Genomic DNA, 26626 nt, shown 5'->3' with positions numbered 1-26626 from the left:
GCCGGGAAGACCTATCGCCATCGAGAGAATCGTTCGAAGCCCAGGAAGCCCGGCGTAAAACCACACAAGAAGATGACTCAGAAAAACTGTTGAAAGGTCTTAACTTGGGTGGATTGGTGACGGCTCCCCCTGCGCTTATCCGGCGTAATGCATGATTCGGGTCATCAGCAACATACAGCACCCCATTGTCGGCGGCCGCGATGCCCTGCGAAAAACCGAAACGGGCAGTTCGCCCAGAACCGTCTTTAAAGCCGTATTTCCCCGGCTCGCCCGCAAGCGTGGTCACGCTTCCTGTCGTGCTGATTTTGCGGATACAGGCGTTGTACATATCCATGACAAATAGGTCGCCTTTTGTATCACGCGTGATACCGACCGGATGGCGAAAGCGCGCAGCAGGTCCTGTTCCATCCGCCCATCCAGCTTGTCTTGCGGTCCCGGCCAGCGTCGTCACGTCTCCAGCCGGGGTGATCTTGCGAACCGTGTTGTTATAGGAGTCAGTAACATAAAGCATGCCATCAGCGTCGGATACAATTCCGATGGGAAAGTTAAAGCGCGCCTTTGTCCCCGGGCCATCCTCACTGCCAGGATGGCCTGCCATTCCTGCAATCGTCGTGACCAAACCCATAGCGTCGACCTTGCGAATCGTGTGATTGACTGAGTCGGCAACGTAAAGATTACCGGCGGCATCGGAAGCAATACCTCTTGTATTAATTCCGTGATCGCCGCTGGCTGACTTGCTGAACTGTGACCTGTCGCCGCGACCGTCTGCAGAGCCGGAGCCATCGATGTTTCCGGCAATAAGGCTTAGCAAAGCTGGCGCTACGACTGGGGGAACTGACGGCTTAGCACCGGTTGCTACCTCGGCAGAGCATTCCACTGCCGATAGCCCAAAGAAAAGGGTCAGGGCAATCAGAAAAAAGTAAGGTTTTAATCGCATGATCATTAGGCGGCCAAAAAGTTAAAAGACGGGAGAAGCATAAGAACCGAATAGATCAGCATTTAGCTATCGCAACATTGAATTGACCTTCAACAAATCGTACTCATCCAGCGCCCCTGCGGCCGCCTTTAGCTTCAAGCCCTGCAGCAAGGTCTCATAGCGCGCCTTTGACAAATCCCGTTGTGCTGCAAACACTTGCTGTTCAGCATTCAAGACGTCGATATTGATTCGAATCCCCAGCCGATAACCTGCACGATTCCCCTTCAAAGCGCTCTGCCCCGATGCCACAGCAACATCAAGTGCGGCAATCTGCGCCAGTCCATTCACAACACCGGCATACGCCAGGCGTGCATCAAGCGCTGACTGGCGGCTTGCCAGTTCTAGATCCGCGGTCGCCTTGTCCATATTCGCAATGGCCTCGGTAACCCTGGCGTCCACTGCGCCACCGGAATACAGGGGCACCGTCAACTGCAAACCAATTTGACGCTGGTTGGCGCGCGTGGCGTAGTCGTTCGGCGTGGCCAAGCTGCGCGAAGAAAAGTTGCTGCCCGTATTTGCCACCAAATCGAGCGTCGGCAAATGGTCCGACCGCAGCTTCTTGATTGCCTGCCTGGCCGCGTCCAGCGCGGCGCGTTGCGCGCGCACCAGCGGGTGATTTGTACGCGCCTGCGCCATCCAGGCACGGCTGTCGGCCGTTGGTGGCGGCGGCATCATTGTCGATTGCAACACGGCCAGCTCAGTGGGCACTTGCCCGGTAATTTTCTCCAGGTTTGCCTGCGCACTATCCAGGTCGTTCTGTGCAGACACCAATTGCGCACGGGCGCTTCCCTGCCGCGACTTGGTGTCATCAACGTCGGTCACCGCATGCGTACCATGCTGAAAGCCGCGCGTCACTTGCGCCAGTTGCTCATCGAGCGCGCTCACTTGCGCCTGCGCCGCACCGATGGCGTCTTGCGCGACAATCACGCCGAAATATGCTTGCGCAACCCGCAGCAGCAAATCCTGCCGCGCCTGCGCGTATTGCGCTTCGGCTTGGTCGACGATAAATTCCGATTCCCGGATGGCATACAGCGCGCCCACCCGCAACACCGGCTGCGTTACCTGCAAGTTCCAGCTCCACGCCCTCACTGCGCGGTTGACCGGCTCTTGATCGGAAAACGCAGTCTCGGCGTGCGTCGCTCCCTCGTTGCCAGTGACTGTTGCCACCGGACGCAGACCTGCCCGTGCCAGCGGTATTTTTTGCCGTGCGCTGTCGAGTGCATAGCGCGCCGACGCAATGCTTGGGTCATTGGCCTGCGCGACGCGGTACATGCCGAGCAAGTCAGCCCCATCGGCCACAGCACCCGACAAGGAACTCGCCACGGCCAGTGTGAAAATGACGGTTCGCCGCAATATGCTCACCGCTCGCGCCCACTTTCATAAACCGTCTTCTTAATCGGCGACAGCAAGTATTCCAGCACCGTGCGCCTGCCTTGATTGACTTCGGCGGTCACTTGCATGCCAGGCACCAGCTTGTAATGGGCGCCCGCTACGGCCAGTTGTTGCGCGTCGAGCGACACCAGCGCCTTGTAAATCGTGGTCGGTTGGGCCTTTTCCCGGTCCTTGTTCGACACCGGCCCCTGCCCAGGCGCAGCTTGCTGCTCGTCGCTGGCATCGGCAGCCACGGTCAACACGACACCGTCGAGCATGCCGTATTGCTGAAACGGATACGCCGCCAATTTCACTTTGACTTTTTGATTGGCATACACGAAGCCCACATCATCGTTCCTGACCATCACTTCGGCCACCAGCGGCTCGTTGTCCGGCACCAGCGACAGCAAGATGGTGCCGGGCGACACCACCGTGCCGACCGTATGCGCGGCCAAATCCTTGACGATGCCCGCTTGTGGCGCTTTCAATTCCAGTAGTCCGGACTTGTGTTCCTGCTTGAGCATGTCTTGCTGGAACTTGCGATACTGCCCCTCCGCATCGATCCGTTCATTCTGCAACTCGCTCCGGTATTTCGAGGTCAACTCAGCGCTTTGCTTGCCAATGGCGGCAACCGCCGCCTGCAGCGCGCCCAGGGTGGCTTCCTGGGCTTTCAGGTCGCGCACCTTTTCGACGTATTCACGCTGCTTGTCGCGCACTTGCACTTGCGGCGCGTAGCCGTCACGCCCCATTTCGGTATACGAGTCGGACTGCTGCTTGAGAATCGGCGTGACGTCGCGCAGCTTGGCCAGTACTTCGCGGCCGGAATCGACTTCCCGTTCAGCTTTTCTACGCGCATCCTGCGCGGCACCGAGGCCATCGGTGTAGGCACGGCGGCGGTCGGCAAATTGGGCATCGACTTGCGCGAACAGATCGGCGGGGTCGGCTGCTTGCCGCGCCAGGGGACGGTTGGCAAGTTCAGCGTCGATACGGCGCAGTTGCAGCGAGCGCAGCGCCAACTGGGTGCGCAGCGTACTTTCGTCCGCCCGTGCTTCGTGGGTGTCCATGCGCAGCAGCACCTGGCCCGCGACGACGTGTCCGCCCTCCTTGACCAGAATTTCCTGGACAATGCCGCCGTCGGCCGGCTGCACAATCTTGACGTAGGTTTGCGGCACCAGCCTGCCTTCGGCGCTGGCGACGATGTCGAGCTTGCCGAAAACCGACCACAGCACCAGGATCAGGAACAGGATGGCGGTCAGGTACAGCACCACGCGCGGCATGCGTGCCGGCGGACTCTCCTGGATCGCCAACAGGCCGGGTGCGAAGTCGAGCGCGTCGGAGGAAAGCATGCGCGGCTTTCCAATAGAATTCTCCGGGAAATTGTTACTAGGCACACTTCTCTCCCACACCATTGCCAACCGCACTGCCAATTCGCACTACCTCATCGACCAGCAAATTCTTCGGCAAGGCATGGGTAATGAACAGCATCGTCACATGCCCCTTCAACTGATTGATGGTGGCTGCAAAATGCTCCGCCGTCTCCTGGTCCAGACTGCTGGTGGCTTCGTCGAACACCAGTATCTTCGGCCGCTTGAGCAGTGCGCGGGCAATGGCCATGCGCTGCTTTTGGCCTCCGGACAGGCCCACGCCGCGCTCGCCGATTTCAGTCTGGTAACCGTTGGGCAAGCTTTCGATCGTGTCGTGAATTTCGGCCATCTTGCATGCGTGCACGGCCTGCTCGAATGTTGCGTGCGGGTCCGCCATCAGCAAATTGTCGTAAATCGTCCCCGAGAAAAGCACCGTTTCTTGCGGCACCACGCCAAAGTAATGCCGCAACTCATTCGCTGCGAGGTAGCGGATATCGTTCCCGTCCAACAGAATCCTGCCGTCTACCGGAGCGTAAAATCCTTGCAGCAGCTTGGCCAAGGTGCTCTTGCCCGACCCTGACGGTCCCATGATCGCCACGACCTTGCCCGGCGCAATGTTCATCCCGAAGCCCTGATACAAATACGGCAGGTTGTCGGCATAGCGGAAACTGAGATTGTCGATCTCGATGGCGCCCTTGCTTTCGCGGGTGCGGCTCGGCACGATGCCGTACGGCTCGGTCGGCGCATTCATGATGTCGCCCAGCCGCTGCACTGACATGTTCGCTTGCTGAAATTGCTGCCACAGACCAACGATGCGCAGCATCGGTTGCGACACGCGCCCTGCGAACATCTGGAACGCGATCAGCATGCCAATCGTAAAGCTGCCGTCGTGCATGACCGTGTAAGCGCCGACCACTAGGATTAACAGCGACATGAACTGCTCAAGGCTGTTGGCAGCGACGTTATAGGTGTTGGCAATCTGCTTCATTGCGAAACCCGCCTGCAGATAGTCGGCCAGGTAGTCACCGTAGCGTGTGGACAGTTGCGGCTCCATCTGCAAACTCTTGACGGTTTCCAGTCCCGACACGTACTCGGTCACGAAGGCCTGGTTGCGGGCACTCAACAGGAATTGATGGTTCAGCCTGTCACGGAAAATGGGCGCCATCACCAGGCTTAACACGACGATCGCACTGATGAGCGCGAGCGCGACGCACGTCAGGGCAACGCTGTAATAAAACATGATGCCCACGAAAATCAATAAAAACGGAAAATCGAGGATCAGCGTGACGGCGGCGCTGGCGACAAATTCGCGTATCGTTTCCACGCCTTGCAGGCGAGCGGCGATCACGCCGGTCGGGCGGTGTTCAAAATAACGCGGCGGCAGCTTGAACAAGTGGTCGAAGACAGCGCTGCCAAGCACAGCATCAACGCGATTGCCGGTGTGCAGCACCAAATATTGGCGCACCCACGACAGCAACGCCGAAAACAGCATGAACACGCCAAGACCGATGCCGATCACAATCAAGGTACTTTCGGTACGATGCACCACGACCTTGTCGATCACCACCTGCGTGAACAGGGGTGTGCCCAACGCCAGCAGTTGAATGACGAGCGATGCAATGAGCACATCGCGCCACACGCGCCTGTGCTTGAGCAACTCGGGAATGAACCACTTGAAGCCGAACGGGGCGCGCTTGCCGCCCGCGCCATCCGGATCATTGATGGCATTGGCGGCCAGCGCCAGCTGGAACACGGTGCCGGTGAAGGCGGCGTCAAATTGCGCAATCGTCAGCGTCTTTGGCGTATTGCTGCCCGCTTCGAACAAGGTAACTTGCTCGGAGGTCGCTTGCACCACGATGGCCGGGCGCGCAGTGTGGCTTGGCAAGTCAACGTTGCCGTCAGCGTCGGCTGCGACGGGGGTGGCCCGCATCACCGTCAAGCAAGGCAGCGCAAGGCTTGCCACATCATGGCCGGCGCACACTTTGCTCTTGATGCGAAACCCCAGGGCGCGGGCCGCATGGATGAAGGAATCGGCGCGATAGGGAGGCGGGAATTGACGGACCAGCAAGTCGCCGTCAAATGGTTTCCTGTTCAGTGCGCAAAAGCTTCCCATTGCCCACACCAGGTCTTCCACTGAAAATGTGGGTACGGCTAAAACTTGAGGACGAAGAAAAGAAAACCGCGAGGAAATCGCGTGGAGCAGGCCGCCGGACATCAAGCCGGCGATCGGTGTATCGGGAAACGCATGCGCAGCCTTCTGTTGCGTGAATAAAATTGTTTTTTTGCAATAATTTACGCACGGAATCATGACATATATACCAACTCTTAACAATCCCACAAGCGCGCTCTTGCTTAAATTTATGTGCCAAGTCGCACACCACGGCGTTGCCTTTAGTACGAGGCAGCCATGACAAGCTTGCTATTCTCGCATCGCGCAGTTTGCTGTACAGTGTTGCCGAATGAAAATCCTATTCGTCCATCAAAACTTTCCTGGCCAATACCTGCACCTGGCGCGTTACTTGGGCGCGATCCCGGGCAATGAAGTGATTTTCATTACCCAGCGCGAGGACGCCGATTTGCCGGGCGTGCGGAAAATCGTCTACAAGCCGCAGCGCCCACCGACACCCGGCGTGCATCATTACTTGAGCGAAACCGAGGCGGGCGTGCTCGCTGCGCAGAACGTCGCGCGCGTGGCACTGGAGTTAGCGGAGACGGGCTTCGTGCCCGATGTCATGCTCGCCCACAATGGCTGGGGCGAGCCTTGGTATTTGAAAGACGTGTTCCCGGATACACCGCTGATTGGCTACTTCGAGTTCTTTTATCGTCGTCATGGCGCCGACGTCGGCTTTGAACCAGGCCCACCGCTAATCTTCGATGTTGGTCCCCGCATCCGCACCAAAAACATTGGCAATTTGCTGGCGCTGGACGCGGTGGACTTTGGCCAATGCCCGACCAAATGGCAAAAATCGCTGTATCCGCAGGAATACCAGTCAAAGCTGCACATCGTGCATGAGGGAATCGACACGCAGATCGTGGCACCGGACCCCAGCGCGCGTTATGCTATTCCCGGCACCGACATTGAACTGACCGTCGATGACGAAGTCGTGACGTACGTCGCGCGCAATCTCGAACCGTATCGCGGCTTTCCAAGCTTCATGCGCAGTTTGCCGGCCGTGCTGGCGCAGCGGCCCAATGCGCGCGTGCTGGTGGTGGGCGGCGACGAAACCAGCTACGGCCCCCCCGCCTCCAATGGCGAGAGCTTCCGCACCCAAATGCTGGCCGAACTCGGTTCTGCGCTGGACTTAACGCGCGTACATTTCCTGGGCAAAGTGCCCTATTCCTCGTTCGTCAGGATCTTGCAGATTTCAAGCGTGCATGTGTACTTGACCTATCCGTTCGTGCTGTCCTGGTCGATGCTCGAAGCAATGTCTGCCGCTTGCGTGGTCGTCGGGTCGCGCACCAAACCGGTGGAAGAAGTCTTGCGCGATGGCGAGAACGGCTTGCTGGTGGAGTTGTTTTCGCCGGACGAGATCGCGCACCGCGTCGTCGATGTGCTGACCCATCCAAAGAAGTATGAGTCTGTCAGGGCGAACGCCCGGCAGACGATTGTCGACAATTACGACCTGCGCACCATTTGCCTGCCGGCGCAGTTACGGTTGATAAATATGGTCGCGCGCAAAATGTTGTAAACAAGAGCACGAGCAAGGCGGCGAGCGTAAGATCAGGCAAGCGGCCTGACCGCACCCGTCAACTTTCAAGAGGATATCTATGCCCAAGCTACCTAGCGCCCGGAAATGCGCCGCCCTCGCCCTTACTCTGGCCCTGCTCCCGCCGTCGCTCGCACTGGCCCAGGTCAAGCGCACCCCGGTCCTGACCGCCGACGTGGCCGCCCCCGGCCGTGAAGCGGTGGTGGTGCGCGGCGAAATCGACCCCGGCGCAAACGCGCCGCGCCACACCCACCCGGGCGACGAAATCAGCTATGTCATAGAAGGCGAAGTCGCCTTGCTGATCGATGGCGAGCCGCCCCGCATCATCAAGGCCGGCGAAGCGTTCGTGGTCCCGGCCGGCAAAGTGCATGGCGCGCGCAACGACAGCGGCGCGCCGGTCCGGTTTGTCGGCGTGTACGTCGTGGACAAGGGCCGTCCATTGGCCACGCCGGCACGCTGACGCGGCGCGAGTTCCGGCTCGCATCGGCTTTCGTTTTCCTTAATCCAGTTTAAGGCGGACAGGCTGCTGCCTGGGATACATTGCGTGTGGGCCGGCACTGGATCGGCTCGCCTTCAATGAGTCCCCTATGAATCTGTCACAGGCTTTACTGCACGCGCTGCGCCAGCACGGCGCGCGTGAAATATTCGGCATTCCCGGCGACTTTATTCTGGCGTTTTTCCGCCAGGTGGAAACGACCGGCATCCTGCCCATGTATACCCTGAGCCATGAACCGGCAGTCGGCTTTGCCGCCGATGCGGCCGCGCGCTACCATACCCGGCTGGGCGTGGCGGCCGTCACCTACGGCGCCGGCGCGCTCAACATGGTCAATGCCGTAGCGTCCTCGTATGCCGAAAAGGTGCCGCTGGTGGTCATTTCGGGCGCTCCCGGCGCGGCGGAGCGGCGCAGCGGCTACTTGTTGCACCACCAGGCCAAGACGCTCGACTCGCAAATGGCGATCTTCCGCGAGATCACCTGCGACCAGGTGGTCCTCGACGACCCGGCGCGCGCTCCGCAGGACATTGCGCGCGTACTGGCCAGCTGCATCGCGCAATCGCGCCCGGTGTATATCGAGCTGCCGCGCGACATGGTGCTCGCCCCTTGCGCGCCGGTGGAACGCCTGGCGACTCCTCCCGTGCCGGCGCGCGCGCTGGCCGCCTGCGCGGACGCGGTACTGGCCAGGCTGGCGCAGGCAAGTTCCCCCCTGCTGCTGGTCGGCGTCGAAATCCGCCGCTACGGCATCGAGGAAAAAGTCGCCCGCCTCGCGCACCTGCTGGGCATTCCGGTGGCCACTACCTTCATGGGCCGCGGCCTGCTGGCCGAGACCGACGTTCCTCTGCTGGGCACCTACCTTGGCGTGGCCGGGCCGCTGGCGCTGTCGGCGGCGGTCGAGCAGTCCGACGCGCTGTTCATGCTGGGCGTGATCGTCTCGGACACCAACTTTGGCGTCTCGGGCGACAAGGTCGATCTGCACGGCGCCATCCTGGCCTGCGACGGCGCGGTGACGATGGACTACGAGGTCTACCCCGGCGTGCCGCTCGAAGCGCTGGTGGACGCTCTGCTCGAACGCGGGCACCGGGTCTGCGACCGGCCGCACGCGCTGGCGCCGCCGTCCTACCCGCACGGCCTGCAGCGCGACGCGGCCTCGATCGCCCCGCGCGACATCGCGCGCGCCCTGAACGACATGCTCGCCACGCACCCCGGCCTGCCGCTCGCGTCCGACATTGGCGACTGCCTTTTCACCGCGCTTGATATCGCCCACACCGCGCTGGTGGCGCCCGGCTACTACGCCACCATGGGTTACGGCGTGCCGGCCGGGCTCGGGCTGCAGGCCGGCGGCGCGGGGCGTCCCATCATCCTGGTCGGCGACGGCGCCTTCCAGATGACAGGCTGGGAGCTGGGCAACTGCCAGCGCTACGGCTGGGACCCTATCGTCATCGTCTTTAACAACTGCAGCTGGGAGATGCTGCGCGCCTTCGAACCGGCGGCCGGCTTTACTGCGCTGAGCGACTGGCACTTCGCCGACATGGCGCCTGCGCTGGGCGGCAACGGCTGCCGCGTCAACACCCGCGCCGAACTTGGCGCCGCGCTGGACGCCGCACTTAAACGGCGCGGCCGCTTCGAGCTGATCGAAGTGATGATCCCGCGCGGCGTGGTGTCGGACACGCTGGAGCGCTTCGTGCAGGGCGTGCGGCGCCTGCAGCAGCCACATCAGTCCACCACCGTAGCTACCCCGCTCGAAATCGAACCAGCGCTCTAATTGACAGGCAACAGACCTACTTGAACACTTCAACTACTCACGCAATTCCCGAACTGGTATGCCCTGCCGGCAGCCTGCCCGCCCTCAAGGCCGCCGTTGACAATGGCGCCGATTGCGTCTACCTCGGCTTTCGCGACGCGACCAACGCGCGCAATTTTGCAGGCCTCAATTTTGACGACGAGACCATTGCGCAAGGCGTCGCCTATGCCCACAAGCGCAACTGCAAGGTACTGGTCGCCCTGAACACCTATCCGCAGGCCGGCGACTGGCGCGCCTGGCGCCTGGCCGCGCAGCGCGCCGCCGAAGCCGGCGTGGACGCGCTGATCTGCGCCGACCCGGCCCTGATGGCCTGGGTCGCCGAACACCATCCGGCACTGCGCCTGCACCTGTCGGTGCAGGGCTCGGCCACCAACGCCGAAGCGATCAATTTCTACCACCGCCATTTTGGCATTGCGCGCGCCGTGTTGCCGCGGGTGCTCTCGATGGCGCAGGTGCGCCAGGTGATCGCCAGCACGCCGGTGGAAATCGAGGTGTTCGGCTTTGGCAGCCTGTGCGTCATGGTCGAGGGCCGCTGCGCCCTGTCCTCGTACGCTACCGGCGAGTCGCCCAATACCCACGGCGTGTGCTCGCCGGCCAAGGCTGTGCGCTGGCACACCACCCCGCAGTCGCTCGAGGCGCGCCTGAACGGCGTGCTGATCGACCGCTACGCAAACGACGAGAACGCCAGCTACCCCACGCTGTGCAAAGGGCGCTTCGAGGTCGAGGGCGAGAACTACTACGCGATCGAGGAACCGGCCAGCCTGAACACGCTCGAACTGCTGCCGCAACTGATCGCGGCCGGCGTGCGCGCCGTGAAGATCGAAGGCCGGCAGCGCAGCCCCGCTTACGTTGCCCAGGTCACGCGGGTGTGGCGCGAAGCGCTCGACGCCTGCCGCGACAACCTGCCGCGATACTCGGTCCACCCGGCCTGGATGGCGGCGCTGGACAAAGTGGCCGAAGGCCAGCAGCACACGCTGGGCGCCTATCACCGCGCCTGGAAATGAATACTACCGGAGTTTAGTCCATGTTAAAGCTGGCCCTTGGCCCCGTACTGACCTATTGGCCGCGCGCGGCCACGTTCGATTTTTACCAGGAGGTGGCCGAAGGGCCGGCCGACATCGTCTACCTGGGCGAGACGGTCTGTTCGCGCCGCCACGAAATGAAGCTGAGCGACTGGCTCGACGTGGCCGACCTGCTGGCCGACGCCGGCAAACAGGCCGTGCTCTCGACCCAGGCGCTGATCGAATCGAACAGCGAACTGGGAACCCTGCGCAAAATCGCCGCCAACGGGCGCTACCTGGTCGAAGCAAATGATTTTGGCGCCGTCCACAGCATGGCGCCGGGCACGCCTTTTGTCGCCGGACCCCACCTGAACCTGTACAACGGCCCTTCGCTGGCAGTGCTGGCCGAACTGGGCGCATCGCGCTGGGTGCTGCCGCTGGAGATGGGGCGCGAACAGCTGGCCCATGTGATGCGCGACGGCCCGGTGCAGATGGAAACCGAGATCTTCGCCCATGGGCGCATGCCGCTCGCCTTTTCGGCGCGCTGCTTCACGGCGCGCAACCGCAACCTGCCCAAGGACGACTGCCAGTTCAGTTGCCTGGACCATCCCGACGGCCTGCTGCTGCGCACCCGCGAGCAAAAGCCCTTTCTGGTCCTGAACGGCACCCAGACCCAGTCCGCGTCCGTGAACTGCCTGATCGGCGAACTGGAAGAACTGGCGCGCTGCGGCGTGGACGTGCTGCGCATCAGTCCCCAGGCCAGCGGCACGGCGCAAGTGCTCGCCATCTACGACCAGGCCAGGCGCGGTTTGCTGGACGCGAGCGACGCCCGCGCGCAGCTGGCGCCTTTGCTGCCGGGCGAAGCCTGCAACGGTTACTGGTACGGCCAGAGCGGCATGCAGCAGGTGGCGGCATGACCTGGCGCCAGCGCCCCCTGCCCTTGTTGCCGCCTCTGCTGCCGCCCCTTGGCAGCGTCCTGTCGCGCCTTCCCGCCTACCCCGGTTCATGGCTGTTTGCGCGCATGCTCAATGCATCGCTGGCACCCCAGCTGGCCGCCGACACCAAGGCCGGCCTGGAAGGCAAGCTGCTGCGGCTGCGGGTCAGCAATCTTGGCATCGCCTTTGATGTCAGCTGGCGCAAAACCGGCTTTGCACCATCCGCGCCACAGGCAACGCCCGACCTTGCCATCGCAGCCTCGCTGCACGACCTGTGGCTGCTGGCGCGGCGCGAAGAAGACCCGGACAGCCTGTTTTTCCGGCGCCGCCTGGTGCTCGAAGGCGACACGGAACTGGGCCTGCTTTTCAAGAACGCCATTGACGCGTTCGAGCTGGGCGCCCTTGACCTGTTCCTGCGCCGCCTGGCGCCGTTTTCCCGGCACGCCACGCCCAAGGATGCAGCATGAACGCGATGAGCGCCGCGGCGGCACTGCTGGCGACACTGGCGATACTGCACGGCCAAACCGCCACTGCCGGCCAGGCGCGCACGGTCGACATTGGCATGTACGACAGCATGCGCTTTGCGCCCGGCGAGTTAAGCGTCGAGCATGGCGAGACGATCCGCTTCATCGTCCGCAACCAGGGCAAGGTGCAGCATGAAATCGTGATTGGCACCCGCGACGACATCGCGAACCGGCGCCAGTCCGGTCACCACGGGCATGGGGCCGGGAGCGCCATGCTGCACGTCGCTCCCGGCGCCAGCGAACAGTTCCTGTGGCAGGCCGAGCTATCCGGCGAACTGGAATACGCCTGCCTTTTGCCCGGCCACTACGAGGCCGGCATGCGCGGCACGATCCTGGTGCTGCCAAATCCTTAGCCTGCTTCAAGGACTTTTTTCATCGCCTGGCCGATAGTAGCGTGCGCTGGCGCCGTCGTGGCGGCCGGCATACAGATTTCAGGATACGCATGAACGCCAACGAAAATATGTTTAACCGCACCCTGCCCGCGCAGGAAGTATCGATCGATGTCTTGTGCGAAAAATACGCAAAGGGCAGCGAAGACAGCATCGCCGCAGTGCAGGCACGGGTGGCCCGTTCGCTGGCCCAGTACGAGAGCGCCGAGCTGCACGAGACAATGAACGAGCGCTTCCTGTGGGCGCAGCAGCAAGGCTTTATTCCCGCCGGGCGCATCAATTCAGCGGTCGGCATGGGCATGAAAGCGACCTTGATGAACTGCTTCGTGCAGCCCGTCGGCGACTCGGTGACCGGCCTGCACGAAGGCCTGCCGGGCATCTACACGGCCCTTGCCGAAGCGGCCGAGACGATGCGCCGCGGCGGCGGCGTGGGCTACGATTTCAGCGCCATCCGCCCGTGCGGCAGCAAGGTCAAAGGCACCCATTCACGCGCCTCCGGTCCCGTGTCGTACATGGAGGTATTCGACGCCTCCTGCAAGACGGTGGAATCGGCCGGCGCGCGGCGCGGCGCGCAAATGGGCGTGCTGCGCATCGACCATCCGGACATCGAACGCTTCATCACGGCCAAGCATGACGGCGCCCTGACCAACTTCAATTTGTCGATTGCGGTAACCGACGCCTTCATGCAGGCGCTCGAGGCCAAGCTGCCGTTCGAGCTGGTGCACGCTGCAGAACCGTCGGACGACCAGATCGCCGCCGGCGCGCGCCAAAGGATCGATGGCCAATGGATCTACCACACGCTGGATGCGTCCCTGCTGTGGCATGCCGTCATGCAGTCCACCTACGACCATGCCGAACCGGGCGTCCTGTTCATCGACCGCATCAACGCCGAAAACAATCTGTACTACGCCGAAGAGCTGTGCGCCACCAATCCGTGCGGCGAGCAGCCGCTGCCGCCGTACGGCTGCTGCGACTTGGGCTCGGTCGACCTGACCCGTTTTGTCGACGCGCCATTTACGCCCGGCGCCACGCTCGACTTTGCGCGCCTGCGCGAAGTGGTGGCCGTGGGCGTGCGCATGCTCGACCTGGCGCTCGACGCCACCGAGTGGCCGCTCCCACAGCAGGCCGAAGAAGGCCGCACCAAGCGCCGCGTGGGACTGGGGTTCTTGGGCCTGGGCAGCGCGCTGGTCATGCTCGGCGTCGCCTACGACAGCGAGGCGGGGCGCAGCCTGGCCGCGCGCATCGCCGAAGAAATGCGCGACGCCGCCTACGCCGCTTCAATTGCACTGGCCCGCGAAAAAGGCCCGTTCCCGCTGTTTGACGCCGACGCCTACCTGGGCGGCCAGTTTATCGCTCGCCTGCCGCAGGCGCTGCGCGAGCAGATCGCCGAACATGGCATCCGCAATTCGCACCTGCTCTCGATCGCCCCGACCGGGTCCATCACGCTCGCCTTTGCCGACAACGCCTCGAACGGCATCGAACCGGCTTTTTCGTGGACCTACTTCCGCAAAAAGCGCATGGCTGACGGCAGCACGCGCAGCTATGAGGTGGCCGACCATGCGTGGCGCCTGTATCGCCACCTCGGCCACGATGTCAGCGACGCAGCCGCCTTGCCGGCGCAGTTCGTCACGGCGCTCCAAATGGCCGCCACCGACCACCTGGGCATGATGCAGGCGGTGCAGCCGTTCATCGACACGGCGATTTCCAAAACCGTCAACGTTCCGACCGACTATCCGTATGCCGACTTCAAGAACCTGTACCGCGACGCCTGGCGCGCCGGCCTGAAAGGCCTGGCCACCTACCGGCCCAACGCGGGCCTGGCCAGCGTGCTCAGTGTGGCCCCGGCCGAACCGGCGCCAAGCCTTCCGGACGAAGACCCGCTGCGGCGGCGCTTTGACAGCCGCCCGTCCGGGGAACTGGAATCGGTCACCTGCAAGGTGCGTTACAGTACGCAGGAAGGGGCCAAGGCGGCCTACCTGACGGTCAGTTTCATCCGCGCCGAGGGGCGCCTGGCGGGCCTGCCGGTGGTCATCGAGCGTCCGTTCGAGTTTTTCATGCCGGCCAACCAGCGCAGCGACGGGCAGCAGTGGATCACGTCGACCATGCGCCTGCTTTCGCTGGCGGCGCGCGCCGGCAGCTCGGTTGCCAAGGCCCTGGCGGACATGCGCGAAGTAGTGTGGGAAAAGGGGCCGGTGCGCTGCGGTACGCTCACCCGCGCAGATGGCGCCGAGGTGCCGGTGTATCACGATTCGGAAGTGGCGGCGATTGCCTTTACGCTGCAGCGCGTGCTGATACGGCGCGGGTTTCTGGACCAGCAGGGCAACCAGGTGCCGACAGAGCAACTGGCGCGCCAGCTCGAGGGTGCAGCAGCGCCGGCACCGCGAGTGCCAACCGCGCAAGCTGCGCAGCATGCGGGGCGCAAGTGTCCTGACTGCGGAGCCTATGCCTTGCACAAGGTTGATGGGTGCAGCCATTGCAGCGAGTGTCATTACATTGGCAGCTGCGGCTAGCGCAGCGGTTTAGTTGATCGCACTGCCAGAAGCGGGCATACCGACAAGCGTCATCGACGGCTCATGTCGGAATGCTCGCTTCGCGCTTCTCCGGTATCTACTGGCTGCCAACTAGAAATCGCCACATTTGACACCACGAAAGCCTAAACCAACATCGTCCTCGCGCACGCGGGGACCCAAAGAACGGTAGCTCGGTTGAAACGTTCTATAGGTCCCCGCGTGCGCGAGGACGATGTTGGTTTGGAGCCGTGGGGTTGAGAACATCGCAACTCATGTTCGGCGACGCGCTTTTCCGACCGTCTGGCTGCCGACTAGAAATCGCCACCTTTGACACCGCGAAAGCCCAAACCAACATCGTCCTCGCGCACGCGGGGACCCATAGAACGGTAGCTCAGTTGAACCGTTCTATAGGTCCCCGCGTGCGCGAGGACGATGTTGGTTTGGCGCTGTGGGGTGGAGAACATCGCAATCCATGTTCTTTCCAGGACCGGCGAGCGTGTTACATCACCCTGCCCGTTATTTCTGCGCCAGCACCCACTTGGCCAGCGTGGCCGCTTCAGCCGGGCTCACGGCATTCGGCGGCATCGCCATCGGACCCCAGACACCCGTGCTGCCTTTGGTGATGCTGGCCACCAGCTTGGCTTCGGCGTCCTTCTGCCCCTTGTACTTGGCCGCCACATCGCGGTAAGCCGGTCCGATCACCTTCTTGTCGATCGCGTGGCAACCCATGCAGTTCTTGGCCTTTGCCAGATCGGCGTTGGCCTGTGCCTGGCCGCCGACAGCCATGGCGGCGAAGGCAAGCAAGGCGAAAATCGTGGTCTTCATAATCATCTCCATATAAACCGCAAACGCGGCAAAACAATTGTAGAACGAGCTTTCCAGTGCACGGACCGCACGCGCCGATTTACTTGAACCAGCTTAAGAACCAGCTTAAGAACCAGCTTAAGAACCAGCTTAAGTACGCGCTCTCAGATCGTCTTCGAGTAACGCATGCGCTGCAGCGGGATCTCGTTGGGACTGCCGAAGTATTTGTCGAACACCATGCACAGGTTGCGCACCAGCAGGCGCCCGGCCGGCGTGACGGTCAGCGCGGCGTCTTGCACCGTGAGCAGGCCGTCAGCCTCGAACTCGCGCAGGCGCGCCAGTTCCGGGCCAAAGTAGAGCGCAAAGTCGATGCCGTGCGCATGCTCCACCGACCGCACGCTCAGCGCAAAGTCGCACATCAGGCGTCCGATCACGTCGCGCCGGATCACGTCGTCCGGCGTCAGTTCAATCCCGCGCGCCACCGGCAAGTGGCCCGCATCAAGCCCGGCGTAATAGCGCTCCAGCGATTTTTCGTTCTGGCAGTACGACTCGCCCACGGCGCTGATGGCCGACACGCCGCACGAAACCATATCGGTATCGGCGTGCGTCGAGTAACCCTGGAAGTTGCGGTGCAGCTGGCCGCTGCGCTGGGCCACGGCCAGCTCGTCGTCGGGCTTGGCGAAATGGTCCATGCCGATGTAGACGTAGCCGGCTGCGGTGAGGCGCTCGATGCACAGGCCCAGCATGGCCAGCTTGTCATGGTCGGTGGGCAGGTCGGCGTCGACGATCAGGCGCTGCGACTTGAACAGCTGCGGCATGTGCGCGTAATTGTAGATCGAGATGCGGTCCGGGCTGGCCGCCACCACCTTGGTCAGCGTCTCGCCGATGGTCTTCAAGCTTTGCTTGGGCAGGCCGTAAATGAGGTCGATGCTGATCGAGCGAAAACCGGCCGCGCGCGCCGCGCTGATCGCGTCGTGCGTCAGGGCGTCGGGCTGGATGCGGTTGACCGCTTTTTGCACTTCCGGGTCAAAGTCCTGCACGCCCAGACTCACGCGGTTGAAACCCTGGCGCCGCAGCGAGCGAATGCGCTCCGGGTCTACGGTGCGCGGATCGATCTCGATCGAATACTCGCCGCTGTCGTCGTCGGCAAAGGTAAAGCAGCTGCGCAGGTGCTCCATGAGCGAGGCCATCTGCGCGTCGGTCAGGTAGGTCGGCGTGCCGCCGCCCAAGTGTAGCTGCTCGACCCGCTGTTCGCTGCCAAGCAAGGCTGCCTGCAGGCTGATTTCGCGCTTCAGGTAATCGAGGTAGATGGCCGCCTTGTCGTGTTCCTTGGTGATGATCTTGTTGCAGGCGCAGTAGTAGCACAGCGACTCGCAAAACGGGATGTGCAGATAGAGCGACAGCGGCAATCGCGCGGCGCCCTGGCCCAGGCCCGCCACCACGGCGGCATACTCGGCATGGCCGTAGCCGGCGCGAAAGCGGTCGGCGGTCGGGTAGGACGTATAGCGCGGACCCTGCTGGCTCATTTTTGCAATCAGCGCGGCGTCGAAATGGACTGCCGACGAGGGCGCGCCCTTCAAGCCTGTCGCATCGTTGTTTCCCATGGTCGTTCTCCTGTTTTCGCCGCAGACAGCGGCGTCAATTGCTTCTATTCGGCAATCATGGTAGTCACGCCTGCGAAGCGCGGCAAGCCGAATCGTGCGCTGCGCAACTATATTTGCACGTGCCACGTGTTCTTCCGGAAATTTGATCTACATCATGGGCAATTCCCGCGCAATCCCGATAAGATCCGCTCTCCTGGCGCTATCTGGCATGCACGTTCTGGCGTGCCAGTGCCGCCAACCCCGACCGCGCACCCCCGCCACCACTACTGCGGAAAAACCTAAACTGGATCAATTTTAGCCCTACATAATCTTTGCACCGAATAAAAGATGCAAATAGAATGCATCTTAGTACTCACTCCATCACTACAACATCAGAAGGAACATCATGCACGCCACGCGCAAACTATGGACATGGCTAGCTGTCATCTGCGTACTTTCATTTGCCGCCCTTGGCTGGGTCGGCCGTGAAATTTACCTTGAGGCGCCGCCCATCCCGATGCAGGTCCGCAGTACCGACGGAACTGTGCTCTTCTCGAAAGATAACGTCCAATACGGCCAGCAGGCATGGCTCATGGCCGGCGGCCAGCAGCTCGGCACCGTCTGGGGCCACGGCAGCTACGTCGCGCCCGACTGGTCGGCCGACTGGCTGCACCGCGAGGCGCTCGCCTTGCAAGACCTGCTCGCCGAACGCACGCTCTCGCGCAAGTACGCTGAGCTCGACGCCGGCGACAAGGGCAAAATCGACGTCATGGTCAAGACCGAACTGCGCACCAACACCTATGACGCGGCAACCGGCACCCTGGCGCTCTCGCCAATTCGGGCCGAAGCCGTGCGCCGCACCGCTGCGCACTTCAACGATTTGTTCGGCAACGCCGCTTCCCTGGACGCCTTGCGCGAACAGTATGCGATGACGCCCAACGCGCTGCCAAAGGCCTACGACCGCGAGTCGCTCACCGCCTTCTTCTTCTGGACGGCGTGGGCAGCGGCCACCGACCGCCCGGGTGAAACCAACCTGTCTTACACCAGCAACTGGCCGCATGAGCCGCTGGTGGACAATACGCCGACCGCGGGCACCGGCATCTGGTCGATCGCCAGCGTCATCCTGATGATCGGCGCCATCTGCGGCATGATTTTCTACCATTCGATGCACAAGGAAGAAGGCGACCCGGTTCCGGCCAAGGACGACCCGCTGTTCGAACTGAAGCCCACCGCATCGATGAAAGCGACCCGCAAGTACTTCTTCGTGGTCGTCGGCCTGATCCTGGCGCAAGTGGGCATGGGCATCATCACGGCCCACTACTCGGTGGAAGGCACCAGCTTCTTTGGCTTCCCATTGGCCCAGATCCTGCCCTTTACCATCAGCCGCACCATCCACACCCAGTTCGCGGTGCTATGGATCGCCACCGCGTGGCTGGCCACCGGCCTGTACATCGCCCCTGCCATTTCGGGCCATGAGCCAAAGTACCAGGCGCTGGGCGTGAACGTGCTGTTCTATGCGCTGCTGTTCATCGTGGTCGGCTCGACCGCCTTCGGCTGGCTCGGCACGCTGCAAAAACAGGGCACCGACTTTGCCTTCTGGATCGGTAACCAGGGCCTGGAATTTACCAGCATGGGCCGTATCTGGCAGATCCTGCTGTTCGTTGGCCTGCTGTTCTGGGTCTTGCTGCTCGGCCGCGGTCTGTGGCCTGCCCTGAAAAAGCCATCGGAAAGCCGTGGCCTGATCGCCATGGTATTCCTGGCGGCACTGTGCATCGGCGGCTTCTATGCCACCTCGCTTACCTGGGGTCCAAAAACGCACTACTCGATGGTTGAATACTGGCGCTGGTGGTTGGTCCACCTTTGGGTTGAAGGCTTCTTTGAAGTGTTCGCCACTGCCGTCATCGCGCTGCTGTTCACCCGCCTTGGCCTGATTCGCGCCGCTTCAGCCAACACCGCCATCGTGCTTGAAACGATCGTGTTCCTGTTCGGCGGCATCCTGGGCACGCTGCACCACCTGTACTTTACCGGCACCCCGACCGCCGTCATTGCGATCGGCTCCATGTTCTCCGCGCTTGAAGTGGTGCCGCTGTCGATCATCGGCGTTGAAGCCTACCGCAACTTCCAGCGCTCGAAAGCGGCGCCGTGGGTACAGAACTACAAGTGGCCGATCCTGTGCTTCATCGCAGTGGGCTTCTGGAACATCGTTGGCGCCGGCCTGCTGGGCTTTTCGATCAACACCCCGATCGCGCTGTACTACATGCAAGGCATGAACATGACGGCAGCCCACGGCCACGCAGCGCTGTTCGGCGTGTACGGCATGCTGGGCATCGGCCTGATGCTGTTCTGCCTGCGCGGCCTGTCCGATCGCCTGGCCTGGTCCGACAGCGCGCTGCGTCCGATGTTCTGGCTGCTCAACATTGGTCTGGCGATGATGGTGTTCATCTCGCTGGTCCCGGCCGGCATCTACCAGGCCTGGGCAAGCGTGTCGCGCGGCGTCTGGTACGCCCGCTCGCCTGAAGTGGTCCACTCCGCGTTCATGGAAACCATGGTCTGGCTGCGGGTACCGGGCGACATCGTGTTCACCGTCGGCGTGATGTTCCTGGTCCTGTTCATGTGGCGCTTGGTTTTCCAGAATCGTCCTGCGCGCAAACTGGCGGCAGCACAGCTGGCAATCGTCAAGTAAAGACCCCCGGCGCCGGCCTGCCAGTTGGTTGGCAGCCGGCGCCGGTTGCATGTTCACGCAACAGGGATCACCCATGCGCCTGACCGACTACACCGACTATGCACTGCGCTTGCTGATGCATCTGGGAGGACATCCCGGCAAGCTCATCACGGTGCGCGAGATCGCCGGCATTCATGGCATTTCGCGCAACCACCTGACCAAGATCGCGCACCAGCTTGGCGCGCTTGGCGTTTTGCGAACACTGCGCGGGCGCGCCGGCGGCATCCAGCTGGCGCGGCCACCCGAGCAAATCATGTTAGGGTCTGTCATTCGCATGACGGAGCCCGATTTTCAAATGGTCGACTGCTTTTCCGCCGCACCGAGCAACTGCCTGCTGGCCGGCCGCTGCGTTCTCAAGGGCTTGCTGGCTGAAGCCACCGCCGCTTTTCTTGAGCGGCTTGACCGCGTGCCGCTGTCGGCCCTGCTGGGCATTGGCCCCGGACCCGCGCCCGAAGGCGTCCATCTGCTCTCCTTTTGCCGTACCCTGACACCATGAACTACCTCCTTCTCAAGCATGCGCACATGACCTTCGCCGCCATCAGCGCGGCGCTGTTTTTGGTGCGCGGCGTGTGGATGCTGGCCGACTCGCCCATGCGCGAGCGCGCCTGGGTCAAAAGCCTGCCGCACATGGTCGACTCGCTGCTGCTGGCCACGGCCATCGCGCTGGCCTGGTGGAGCGGCCAGTCGCCCACCACCAGCGCCTGGCTGGCGGCCAAGGTGGGCGCGCTGATCGCCTACATCCTGCTTGGCTCGGTCGCCCTCAAATACGGCAAGACGCGCCTGATCCGCGGCGCCGCTTTTGTCGCCGCCCTCGCCTGCTTTGGCTACATCGTCGCCACGGCCATCACCAAAAACCCCCTGTTCTTTCTCCCTCTTCTTTCTTTGAGAGCGCCATGACACAGCACACCGTTCCCCCTGAAGTGTTCCTGGACTTGCGCGGCATGTTCCCGCCCGAACCCATGGAACGCGTGCTCGACGCCCTCGCCGGCCTGCTCGCCGGCCAGCAGATCCGCTTGCTGATCGAACGCGAACCGCACCCGCTGTTTCGCATCCTGGAGCGCAATAACTACCTATACACCACTACCCAGCCGGAGCCGGGCCTGTACCAGATCGTGATCCGGGAGCGCTGATGCAGCGCTCCCTTGCCTATGCGCTCTCGCCCGCGCCAGGCTTGCCGCTGCGTTTTCTGCTGGCCGCGCCATGGTTCGGCGTGCTCGCCGCGCTCGCGCTGTTTGCCGCCGGCGAGCGCGCCTTCGCCTCGCGCTGGTCGGCCGGCGTGCTCGGTTCGACCCACTTGCTGACCTTGGGTTACCTGGGCATGGCGATGGCAGGTTCGATGCTGCAGCTGATTCCCGTGGTCACCGGCGCCGCCGTGCCGGTGAGCCGCGCGGCGGCGGCGACGGCCTGGGGCGGCCTGGCGCTGGGCGCCCTGCTGCTGGCATGCGCGCTGGGCCTGGGGGCAAGTTTCCTGTTTCTGCCGGCCGCGCTGCTGCTGGCGTGCGCTTTCGCCGTGCTCCTGGTCGTCATTGGACGCGCCTTGTGGCGCCCTGGCACGGCGCCCGCCATGCCGATGGTGCGCGGCATGCGGCTGGCACTGGCCGGCCTGGCCGTCACGGTGTCCCTGGGCGTGACGCTGGCGTTCGCCCTGAGCGGCGCACTGGCCGCGCCGGTGCCGATGCTGGCCGACCTGCATGCCGGCTGGGGATTGCTCGGGTGGGTCGCCATGCTGGTGGTGGGCGTCGCGTTCCAGGTGATCCCGATGTTCCAGTCATCGAAACTCTATCCGGCGCAGGTAACGCGCTGGGCGCCATGGCTCCTTTTCAGCCTGCTGGCCGCCTGGTCCGGCGGCGCCCCGTATGCCGGCGCCCTGCTGGCAGCAGCCCTGGTCGCCTTTGCCGCCTTCACGGCGTGGCTGCTCACTACCCGCAAGCGCAAGGAGCCGGACGCCACCACGCGCTACTGGCGCCTGTCGCTGGGCAGCCTGGCGGCCAGCGCGCTGCTGTTCTTTCTGCCCCCGTCAGCGCAAGCCCCGCTCGCCCTGGGCGTCGTGTTCATCGGCGGCTTTGCGATGGGTGCGGTCAACGGCATGCTGTACAAGATTGTGCCGTTCCTGCTGTGGTATCACCTGCAAAGCGATCCGCATGCGACCAAGGGCCAGGTGCCGACGATTCGCCTGATCCTGCCCGACGCTCTGGCGCGGCGCCAATTTTACTGGCATGCGCTGGCGCTGGCGGCGCTGCTGGGAGCCGTCTACTGGCCCGGCTATCTGGTGCGCCCGGCCTGCGCGCTACTGGCCGTCTCGAGCCTGCTGCTGGCAACCGACCTGTGGCGCGCGGCGAACAGCTGCCGCAAGATCAAGGCGATCTTTCAGCCTTCGTAGGTGCGCAGGCGTTCAATGTCCAGGATCGTGATCAAGCGCCCTTTCACGGTGATCATGCCCAGCTCCGACAGGTCGTGCAGCACGCGTGAAAAATACTCGGGCGTCAGGTTCAGGCGCGAAGCGAGCAGCTTTTTGCTGACGGCGAGCGTGACCTGCGAACCATCGCCGTCCGGTTCATCCTTGAGCAAGTAGCCGACAATGCGCTGGCTTCCCGAGCGCAGCGAATACGACTCCACATCCTTCATCAAACCATGCAAGCGCCGGCTCATGCCAGCGAGCATGCGGCGCGCGAACGCCGGGTTGTGTTCCAGTTCGCCGAACACGGCTTCCTTGGCAATGTGCAGCAGCATGGTGTCAACCAGCGCCGTGGCGCCAACGATATACGGCTTTTCCATGAACATCAGCGCTTCGCCAAAGCTAAAGCCCGGCCCGATGATCTCGACGATTTTTTCATCACCCTGGACTGACAAAAAGCCCAGTTTGACCTGGCCGTAAATGACGATGTGAAAGCCGCGGCACGGGTCGCCCCGGTGGAAAATAGGCGTGCCGCGCGGGACATGCACTTCGTGGGTGGCGGCGGCGAGCACGGTGAGCTCGTCGGCGGTGAAGTCGGCAAACAGCGGCAGCCGCTTGAGAAACTCGCGCCGGTCGATTTTGGAGGTAAGCATGGTGCATCTTTCATTCAAACGAAGCTAAGTACAAACGCAAACTACAACGCCAAACCACAACGCAAAAAAGACCCGCAGGCTGCGGGTCTTGCAAAACGCGTTGCCGGATCAGTGTCCTGAAGGGGCGTCGGGCCTGCTGGTGGTACGGAACACTTCCGGGTTATCCTTGCCCGTCACGTAGAGGAAACCGGCCAGGCCTTTTTCCATGCGCGACAGTGCATGGTCAACCAGGATGTAACGCCCCGGCACCTCGACCTTGAATTCCACCATCGTAGCACCACCGGGCGCAACCGTTGTCGTCTGCACGTTCTTTGCCGGCAGCGACGTCAGGTCAGCCTGCGAATAGACGCGGTCGAACACTTCGCCAATCACGTGAAAGCTCGACGTCAGGTTAGGCCCGCCCACCCCGAAGAAAATGCGCACCGTTTCGCCCACTTTCGCTTCCATGCGGTGCGTCTTGGTGAGCGCATCGTGGGTGCCGTTGAACATCAGGTGCTCGGGCTGCTCGTTGAGCAGTTTTTCGAGCGAGAACTCGGCTTCGCCTGGCGTGCCGTGGCGCTGAGCGGTGTACAGCTCACCTTGCATCACATAGAACTCGCGGTCCACTTTGGCCAGGCCGCCTTCCGGCTCGACCAGGATCATGCCGTACATGCCGTTCGAGATGTGCTGGGCGACCATCGGAGTGGCGCAGTGATACACATACAGGCCGGGATTGAGCGCCTTGAACGTGAAGCTTTTGGTGCTGCCGGGCGCGGCCTGGGTGACTGCAGCGCCGCCGCCGGGACCGGTTACTGCATGGAAGTCAACCGAGTGGATCATGTGGCTATCCTTGGCGTTGCTCAGGTTTACCTCGACCGTGTCGCCGACCCGTACCCGTAAAAAGGGACCGGGCACCTTGCTGTTGAAGGTCCAGTATTTGTACTTGGTGCCGTCAGCCAATTGGCCGACGACTTCCGTCGTCTCCAGCCCGACCGTCAGCTTTTGCGGTCCGCGCGCGCCGACCGGCGTACCCACGTCGGTCGGGTTGCGCGAAATGTCGGCGCCCTTGGCCACCGGCGCGGCAACTGCCCCGCCGACGATGATCTTGCCGATCATGCCGGCCGCAACGTGGCCGGGCAAGGAGCAGATATAATTGAAGACGCCCTTTTTGTCGGCCTTGAAGACGATCGAGGTGCTGGCGCCCTTGTCGTTGATCTGGTTCGACTTGACGTTAAAGTCGGGCACCGTCAAGTCGTGGGTGGCGCCGTCGCCATTGACCAGATTGATCTGCACTACTGCGCCTTCAGGCACATTGAGCGTTGGGTTGGCCGTGCCCTTGTTGGCGCCCGTCTCGCTGATGAACACCAGCTTGCCGTCGGCAATATCGGTGCGCAGCGTGTACGTCACGTCCGGCCGGTACTGAACGGCCGAGCTTCCCGTAGCGGCGCCGTGTCCGGCGTGCTGGGCAAGTGCCGACGACAAGCCAGCTGGCGACAAGGAAGCTGCGCCGATAACCAGCGTCAGGAGGGCTTGCGAAATGATGGTCCTTTTCATGTTTTTCTCACCTAGTAATGTCTGGTGCGAATCTGCACCGCTTGACCTTGATCAAATCATACATTTGATCAGCATATTAAAAAATTGATCCAGATCAAAAATTTCCCAACCTGCAATATTATTGGGTTTTCTGGAAAATTTTGATGTAGATCATGTGAAAAACATGCGCGCTAAAAGTATGATTTCCACGCCACGACAAGCAGTCGTCCATACCTGCCCTGGCAGGCTTTCATTCTCAGGGACACATTATGAAAACAACGCACACTCTCCTGGCCGCGGCCCTTGCAGCACTGGCGCCATCAATTGCGCTGGCCAGCTGCGGCGCCTCCTTTTGCGCCGTCAACACCAACTGGACAGCCGAGAGCGCGCTGACTGAAGCAAGCGACGCCTTCGACCTGCGCTACGAGTACATGAACCAGGACCAGCCGATGTCCGGTTCGGATAAGGTGTCGGTCGGCCAGGTCCCCTCGCACCATGACGAAGTGAGCACACAAAACCGCAACGTGGTGCTGAGCTACGGCCACAATTTCGGCAATGGCTTTGGCCTGACGGTCAGCGCCGCGGCTGTTCAGCGCGAACACTTTCATATTCACAATCACCACGGCGCCAAGATCGGCGACAGCTGGAAATTTACCGCTTTGAACGACGCGCGCATCATTGGGCGCTACCAGTTGACGGGCGTGGCCGACCCGCTCAAGCCGGCCAGCGCCGGCATTACTTTCGGCGTCAAGCTGCCGACCGGCAAATATGACGAGAGCAACGCCCAGGGTGCGCGGGCCGAGCGCAGCATGCAGCCCGGCAGCGGCACCATGGACTTGATCGCAGGCAGCTACTATCATCAAAAACTGACCGCGCTCGACGCTTCCTGGTTTGCCCAGGCACAGTACCAGCACGCGATCAACACGCGCGAAAACTTCCGCCCCGGCGCCCAGCTCGGCGTGGATGTGGGCGTGCGCAAGGGCCTGGCTGGCGGCCTGGGCATCCAGGGCCAGCTGAACTACGTCCACAAATGCGCCGACAGCGGCAGCGAAGCGGAACCGGCCAGCAGCGGCGGACGCTTCCTGTACGCCAGCCCGGGCCTGAGCTATGCGCTGAGCAAGTCGACGCAACTGTATGCGTTCTACCAGGTGCCGCTGCACCGCCACGTCACCGGCGTGCAACTGACGGCCAACCGCGCACTGGTCATCGGCCTGTCGGCCCGCTTGTAATGCGCGCCCGGATGCGTACCCGCTCCCTGCTGGCGGCGGCCCTGCTGGCCGTGGCCGCTTTGTCGCCCGCCCACGCCATGCACCTGACCGATGTCGAAGGCAAGCTGCACACGCTCGAAGCCTATCGCGGCAAATGGGTGGTGCTCAATGTCTGGGCCACATGGTGCGCGCCGTGCATTCAGGAGATGCCCGAACTCGAAGCGCTGTCGCACGCGCGCAGCGACGTAATGGTGCTGGGACTGGCGGCCGACGGCGAGAGCGTGATGCGCTTGCGCCAGTTCGCCAAGGCGCTGCACGTGAGCTACCCCATCATTGCCGGCAACGAGCAAGCCATCAAGGAATTCAAGGTGCAAGCTTACCCGACCACGCTGCTGTTCAACCCGGAAGGCAAGCTGGTGTTGACGCGGCTGGGGCAATTGACCCGGGCGGAACTGGAAACGCATTTGCCGGCCGTGCCAGGCCGGCTGCGCCCGTAGCGGCTTGTGGGTGAGGGCTGATGGCCCAGCAAGGCGCCCATGTCGGCGGCGGCGAGCGGTGTGAACGGCTTCGCAAAACCGCCTAAATCTGGCTTTGACCGGCGCATTCATTGCACTCCCACAAGCATGCCCTGTTTCCAGGAGCGCGCCGTCTGAGGTGTGTGTTGGTCGATGCGCC

22 protein-coding genes and 1 pseudogene are annotated in these 26626 nt (G+C 62.6%); 15 read left to right on the top strand and 8 right to left on the bottom strand.

Annotated features, from left to right (window positions below):
• The 4 genes and pseudogenes from ACP7D4_RS25740 to ACP7D4_RS25725 all read right to left on the bottom strand — a co-directional run.
• A pseudogene (locus ACP7D4_RS25740) lies at nucleotides 1-943 on the bottom strand (hypothetical protein); the annotation flags it as partial.
• 60 nt (nucleotides 944-1003) lie between these two features.
• The gene (locus ACP7D4_RS25735; RefSeq protein WP_426212149.1) at nucleotides 1004-2248 is read right to left on the bottom strand and encodes a TolC family outer membrane protein; all 1245 of its coding nucleotides are present in this window, start codon (nucleotides 2246-2248) and stop codon (nucleotides 1004-1006) included.
• Nucleotides 2249-2334: 86 nt separating this feature from the next.
• Nucleotides 2335-3693, bottom strand: a complete 1359-nt coding sequence (locus ACP7D4_RS25730) for an HlyD family type I secretion periplasmic adaptor subunit (RefSeq protein ID WP_426212148.1) — start codon at nucleotides 3691-3693, stop codon at nucleotides 2335-2337.
• Nucleotides 3694-3730: 37 nt separating this feature from the next.
• On the bottom strand, nucleotides 3731-5845 hold the full coding sequence (locus ACP7D4_RS25725) for a peptidase domain-containing ABC transporter (protein WP_426212146.1): 2115 nt from the start codon (nucleotides 5843-5845) through the stop codon (nucleotides 3731-3733).
• Nucleotides 5846-6170: 325 nt separating this feature from the next.
• Here ACP7D4_RS25725 and ACP7D4_RS25720 point away from each other — a divergent pair, with 325 nt between their 5' ends.
• From ACP7D4_RS25720 to ACP7D4_RS25685, 8 genes are all read left to right on the top strand, one after another.
• Nucleotides 6171-7400, top strand: coding sequence for a glycosyltransferase family 4 protein (locus ACP7D4_RS25720; RefSeq protein WP_426212144.1), 1230 nt, complete (start codon nucleotides 6171-6173; stop codon nucleotides 7398-7400).
• Between the two features lie 79 nt (nucleotides 7401-7479).
• On the top strand, nucleotides 7480-7878 hold the full coding sequence (locus tag ACP7D4_RS25715) for a cupin domain-containing protein (RefSeq protein WP_426212142.1): 399 nt from the start codon (nucleotides 7480-7482) through the stop codon (nucleotides 7876-7878).
• Between the two features lie 127 nt (nucleotides 7879-8005).
• The gene (ipdC, locus tag ACP7D4_RS25710; RefSeq protein ID WP_426212140.1) at nucleotides 8006-9676 is read left to right on the top strand and encodes an indolepyruvate/phenylpyruvate decarboxylase; all 1671 of its coding nucleotides are present in this window, start codon (nucleotides 8006-8008) and stop codon (nucleotides 9674-9676) included.
• A 20-nt stretch (nucleotides 9677-9696) separates the two neighbouring features.
• Complete coding sequence (gene ubiU / locus ACP7D4_RS25705; RefSeq protein WP_426212138.1) at nucleotides 9697-10719, top strand: ubiquinone anaerobic biosynthesis protein UbiU; 1023 nt, start codon at nucleotides 9697-9699, stop codon at nucleotides 10717-10719.
• A gap of 20 nt (nucleotides 10720-10739) precedes the next feature.
• Nucleotides 10740-11633: a U32 family peptidase gene (locus tag ACP7D4_RS25700; protein WP_426212135.1), complete on the top strand. Its 894-nt coding sequence runs from the start codon at nucleotides 10740-10742 to the stop codon at nucleotides 11631-11633.
• Nucleotides 11630-12118, top strand: a complete 489-nt coding sequence (gene ubiT / locus ACP7D4_RS25695; protein ID WP_426212134.1) for a ubiquinone anaerobic biosynthesis accessory factor UbiT — start codon at nucleotides 11630-11632, stop codon at nucleotides 12116-12118. The genes ACP7D4_RS25700 and ubiT overlap by 4 nt, the downstream gene beginning before the upstream one ends.
• Entirely contained in the window at nucleotides 12115-12528 is a 414-nt protein-coding gene (locus tag ACP7D4_RS25690; protein WP_426212131.1) for a plastocyanin/azurin family copper-binding protein, read from the top strand. The genes ubiT and ACP7D4_RS25690 overlap by 4 nt, the downstream gene beginning before the upstream one ends.
• A gap of 89 nt (nucleotides 12529-12617) precedes the next feature.
• A complete protein-coding gene (locus tag ACP7D4_RS25685) occupies nucleotides 12618-15074 on the top strand; it encodes an adenosylcobalamin-dependent ribonucleoside-diphosphate reductase (protein WP_426105106.1) in 2457 nt (818 codons plus the stop codon).
• Between the two features lie 516 nt (nucleotides 15075-15590).
• Here ACP7D4_RS25685 and ACP7D4_RS25680 read toward each other — a convergent pair.
• Both ACP7D4_RS25680 and hemN read right to left on the bottom strand, forming a co-directional pair.
• The gene (locus tag ACP7D4_RS25680) at nucleotides 15591-15899 is read right to left on the bottom strand and encodes a c-type cytochrome (protein WP_426105108.1); all 309 of its coding nucleotides are present in this window, start codon (nucleotides 15897-15899) and stop codon (nucleotides 15591-15593) included.
• A gap of 143 nt (nucleotides 15900-16042) precedes the next feature.
• Complete coding sequence (gene hemN / locus ACP7D4_RS25675) at nucleotides 16043-17482, bottom strand: oxygen-independent coproporphyrinogen III oxidase (protein ID WP_426105109.1); 1440 nt, start codon at nucleotides 17480-17482, stop codon at nucleotides 16043-16045.
• Between the two features lie 385 nt (nucleotides 17483-17867).
• On the opposite strand from hemN, the gene ACP7D4_RS25670 reads away from it, so the two are divergent.
• The 5 genes from ACP7D4_RS25670 (at nucleotide 17868) to ACP7D4_RS25650 (ending at nucleotide 22563) form a co-directional block, all read left to right on the top strand.
• A complete protein-coding gene (locus ACP7D4_RS25670; protein WP_426212130.1) occupies nucleotides 17868-20144 on the top strand; it encodes a nitric-oxide reductase large subunit in 2277 nt (758 codons plus the stop codon).
• A gap of 73 nt (nucleotides 20145-20217) precedes the next feature.
• On the top strand, nucleotides 20218-20679 hold the full coding sequence (locus ACP7D4_RS25665) for an RrF2 family transcriptional regulator (RefSeq protein WP_426212128.1): 462 nt from the start codon (nucleotides 20218-20220) through the stop codon (nucleotides 20677-20679).
• On the top strand, nucleotides 20676-21080 hold the full coding sequence (locus tag ACP7D4_RS25660) for a SirB2 family protein (protein WP_426105113.1): 405 nt from the start codon (nucleotides 20676-20678) through the stop codon (nucleotides 21078-21080). Before ACP7D4_RS25665 ends, ACP7D4_RS25660 begins: the two co-directional genes overlap by 4 nt.
• Nucleotides 21077-21313, top strand: a complete 237-nt coding sequence (locus ACP7D4_RS25655; RefSeq protein WP_426105115.1) for a DUF2249 domain-containing protein — start codon at nucleotides 21077-21079, stop codon at nucleotides 21311-21313. The genes ACP7D4_RS25660 and ACP7D4_RS25655 overlap by 4 nt, the downstream gene beginning before the upstream one ends.
• A complete protein-coding gene (locus ACP7D4_RS25650) occupies nucleotides 21313-22563 on the top strand; it encodes a hypothetical protein (protein ID WP_426105116.1) in 1251 nt (416 codons plus the stop codon). The genes ACP7D4_RS25655 and ACP7D4_RS25650 overlap by 1 nt, the downstream gene beginning before the upstream one ends.
• Here the strand turns inward: ACP7D4_RS25650 and ACP7D4_RS25645 are convergent.
• Nucleotides 22551-23231, bottom strand: a complete 681-nt coding sequence (locus tag ACP7D4_RS25645) for a Crp/Fnr family transcriptional regulator (protein ID WP_426105118.1) — start codon at nucleotides 23229-23231, stop codon at nucleotides 22551-22553. The two genes, ACP7D4_RS25650 and ACP7D4_RS25645, sit on opposite strands and share 13 nt — an antisense overlap.
• Before the next feature lie 108 nt (nucleotides 23232-23339).
• On the bottom strand, nucleotides 23340-24764 hold the full coding sequence (gene nirK / locus ACP7D4_RS25640; RefSeq protein WP_426212127.1) for a copper-containing nitrite reductase: 1425 nt from the start codon (nucleotides 24762-24764) through the stop codon (nucleotides 23340-23342).
• 248 nt (nucleotides 24765-25012) lie between these two features.
• Here nirK and ACP7D4_RS25635 point away from each other — a divergent pair, with 248 nt between their 5' ends.
• Both ACP7D4_RS25635 and ACP7D4_RS25630 read left to right on the top strand, forming a co-directional pair.
• Entirely contained in the window at nucleotides 25013-25972 is a 960-nt protein-coding gene (locus ACP7D4_RS25635; RefSeq protein WP_426212125.1) for a transporter, read from the top strand.
• Nucleotides 25973-25983: 11 nt separating this feature from the next.
• On the top strand, nucleotides 25984-26448 hold the full coding sequence (locus ACP7D4_RS25630) for a TlpA family protein disulfide reductase (RefSeq protein WP_426212124.1): 465 nt from the start codon (nucleotides 25984-25986) through the stop codon (nucleotides 26446-26448).
• Nucleotides 26449-26626: the final 178 nt, after the last annotated feature.

The organism is Massilia sp. TWP1-3-3 (assembly GCF_049897805.1).
GTDB lineage: Bacteria > Pseudomonadota > Gammaproteobacteria > Burkholderiales > Burkholderiaceae_D > Telluria_A.
Note: the sequence above shows the minus strand (reverse complement) of the source record. Positions and strands in the feature narration are given on the sequence as shown.

Coding starts and splice junctions, on each gene's coding strand:
- ACP7D4_RS25700 (WP_426212135.1), top strand. CDS start 10,740: ATGTTAAAGCTGGCCCTTGGCCCCGTACTGACCTATTGGCCGCGCGCG.
- ACP7D4_RS25685 (WP_426105106.1), top strand. CDS start 12,618: ATGAACGCCAACGAAAATATGTTTAACCGCACCCTGCCCGCGCAGGAA.
- ACP7D4_RS25680 (WP_426105108.1), bottom strand. CDS start 15,899: ATGAAGACCACGATTTTCGCCTTGCTTGCCTTCGCCGCCATGGCTGTC.
- ACP7D4_RS25635 (WP_426212125.1), top strand. CDS start 25,013: ATGAAAACAACGCACACTCTCCTGGCCGCGGCCCTTGCAGCACTGGCG.
- ACP7D4_RS25715 (WP_426212142.1), top strand. CDS start 7,480: ATGCCCAAGCTACCTAGCGCCCGGAAATGCGCCGCCCTCGCCCTTACT.
- hemN (WP_426105109.1), bottom strand. CDS start 17,482: ATGGGAAACAACGATGCGACAGGCTTGAAGGGCGCGCCCTCGTCGGCA.
- ACP7D4_RS25645 (WP_426105118.1), bottom strand. CDS start 23,231: ATGCTTACCTCCAAAATCGACCGGCGCGAGTTTCTCAAGCGGCTGCCG.
- ACP7D4_RS25690 (WP_426212131.1), top strand. CDS start 12,115: ATGAACGCGATGAGCGCCGCGGCGGCACTGCTGGCGACACTGGCGATA.
- ubiT (WP_426212134.1), top strand. CDS start 11,630: ATGACCTGGCGCCAGCGCCCCCTGCCCTTGTTGCCGCCTCTGCTGCCG.
- ACP7D4_RS25665 (WP_426212128.1), top strand. CDS start 20,218: ATGCGCCTGACCGACTACACCGACTATGCACTGCGCTTGCTGATGCAT.
- ACP7D4_RS25670 (WP_426212130.1), top strand. CDS start 17,868: ATGCACGCCACGCGCAAACTATGGACATGGCTAGCTGTCATCTGCGTA.
- ipdC (WP_426212140.1), top strand. CDS start 8,006: ATGAATCTGTCACAGGCTTTACTGCACGCGCTGCGCCAGCACGGCGCG.
- nirK (WP_426212127.1), bottom strand. CDS start 24,764: ATGAAAAGGACCATCATTTCGCAAGCCCTCCTGACGCTGGTTATCGGC.
- ACP7D4_RS25720 (WP_426212144.1), top strand. CDS start 6,171: ATGAAAATCCTATTCGTCCATCAAAACTTTCCTGGCCAATACCTGCAC.
- ACP7D4_RS25630 (WP_426212124.1), top strand. CDS start 25,984: ATGCGTACCCGCTCCCTGCTGGCGGCGGCCCTGCTGGCCGTGGCCGCT.
- ACP7D4_RS25660 (WP_426105113.1), top strand. CDS start 20,676: ATGAACTACCTCCTTCTCAAGCATGCGCACATGACCTTCGCCGCCATC.
- ACP7D4_RS25735 (WP_426212149.1), bottom strand. CDS start 2,248: ATGTACCGCGTCGCGCAGGCCAATGACCCAAGCATTGCGTCGGCGCGC.
- ACP7D4_RS25730 (WP_426212148.1), bottom strand. CDS start 3,693: ATGCTTTCCTCCGACGCGCTCGACTTCGCACCCGGCCTGTTGGCGATC.
- ACP7D4_RS25650 (WP_426105116.1), top strand. CDS start 21,313: ATGCAGCGCTCCCTTGCCTATGCGCTCTCGCCCGCGCCAGGCTTGCCG.
- ACP7D4_RS25655 (WP_426105115.1), top strand. CDS start 21,077: ATGACACAGCACACCGTTCCCCCTGAAGTGTTCCTGGACTTGCGCGGC.